Genomic DNA, 1819 nt, shown 5'->3' on the forward strand with positions numbered 1-1819 from the left:
AGCCGCTCCAGCAGGGCGTCCACCCGGCCCCCGTCGGGATCGGTGACGGTGAGTGCGGCGGCCCCTTCGGCGAGCAGGGCGGCGGCGATGGCGAGCCCCGCGCCTCCGGCGCCGGCCAGTGCCACCCGCAGCCCGGCCGGGTGGTGCCCGGCGGCGGCCAGGCCCCGGACGAACCCGGCGCCGTCGAAGTTGTCGCCGTACCAGCGGCCGTCCGGCTCGCGGCGCAGCGCGTTGGTGCTGCCCAACAGGGCGGCGGCGTCGCTGAGTTCGTCGGCGTGGCCGCACATCGCCAGCTTGTGCGGGACGGTGACCAGCAGTCCGTCCAGGTTGGCGACGGCCTTCAGTCCTCGGACGACCTCGTCCAGCCGGTCCGCCGGGGCGTGCACGGGGACGAGCACGGCGTCCACGCCGCTCGCCGCGAACAGCGGGTTGAGCAGGGCGGGCGCCTTGGCCTGTGCGACCGGGTCGCCGAGCACCGCGAACAGCCGAGTGCGGCCGGAGATCGGCGGACGGGCGGGCGGCGCGTCGGGTGCGTCGGGGGCCGGTGCGTCGGGGGCCGGTGCGTCGGGGGTCGGCAGGTCGGGGTGAAGGGACATCTCAGGCCTCCCCGGCGGCGCGCGGCATGGCGTCCAGCGTGCGGGCGACCAGCGACTCGGGGACGTCGCTGACGAGTTCGGCGCCGCGCGGGCCGTCCAGGACGAAGGAGAGCCCGTCGACGGCCTTCTTGTCCAGCCGCATGAGGGCGATCAGCGCCCCGGTGCCGACCTCCGGCGGCAGCGCGGTCGGCAGCCCGTAGTGGGCGACCACCTCGTGGTGCTCGGCGACCCGCTCGGGGCCGATCCGGCCGAGCGCGCCCGCCAGCCGGCCGGCGAAGACCGTGCCGACGCCGACCGCCTCGCCGTGGCGCAGCCGGAAGTCGGTGGCGCGTTCCAGCGCGTGGCCCAGCGTGTGGCCGTAGTTGAGGATGTGCCGCAGCCCGGTGTCGCGCTCGTCGGCGGCCACCACGGCGGCCTTGCGGGCGACGCTCGCGGCGATCTGCTCCGGCAGCGGCAGGTGGCGGAGGTCCCCGGCGCCGATGAAGTGGCAGCGGGCGATCTCCCCGTAGCCGTTGACGCGTTCGCGCGGCGGGAGGGTGTCGAGGTAGTCGGTGTCGCAGAGCACGGCGGACGGCTGCCAGTACGCGCCCACCAGGTTCTTGCCCTCCGGGAGGTTCACCGCCGTCTTGCCGCCGACGCTCGCGTCGACCTGGGCCAGCAGCGAGGTGGGCAGGTGCACCACGGGCACTCCCCGGTGGTACAGCGCGGCGGCGAGCCCGACCGCGTCGGTGGTGGTGCCGCCGCCGCAGGAGACCACGGCGTCGGCCCGGCCCAGGCCGAACGCGGTGAAACGGCTGCACAGTTCGGCCACCCAGGCGAGGGACTTGCCCTCCTCGCCGTCCTTCGCCTCCACCACCAGGGTGTCGAGACCGGTGTCGGGCAGCCACTCGGCGGGCCGGGCGCTGACCACCGCGACCCGGCGGGCGCCGATCCCCGCGAGCACCCCGGCCAGCCGGTGGCGGGCGCCGGGGCCGATCAGCACCGGGTAGCCGCGCTCACCCAGCTCCACGTCGATGCGCCGCAGCCCACCGTCCGTACGGACGAGGGTTTCTGTCGTGGTCAACTCGGCTCCCAGGGCTGGTCGGTGAGATGGTGTGCGGTGCGGTGTCGCGCGGTGGGGCGCGGGCGCGGGCACGGCTTCAGGCCGCGGGCTGCAGCCGCGCCAGCGCGAGGGCGCCGTGCAGCGAGGACAGCCCGCCGAGCACGGCCGGCCGGATCGCGGG

General features: G+C 76.4%; 2 protein-coding genes. Both read right to left on the minus strand.

The window, feature by feature from the left end:
• On the minus strand, positions 1–596 hold a 596-nt coding region (locus AE652_RS40670; RefSeq protein WP_369808375.1), incomplete at its 3' end, for a shikimate dehydrogenase.
• 1 nt (position 597) lies between these two features.
• On the minus strand, positions 598–1659 hold the full coding sequence (locus AE652_RS40675) for a 3-dehydroquinate synthase (protein WP_234348725.1): 1062 nt from the start codon (positions 1657–1659) through the stop codon (positions 598–600).
• Positions 1660–1819: the final 160 nt, after the last annotated feature.

This window comes from Kitasatospora sp. MY 5-36, from assembly GCF_001182915.1.
GTDB lineage: Bacteria > Actinomycetota > Actinomycetes > Streptomycetales > Streptomycetaceae > Kitasatospora.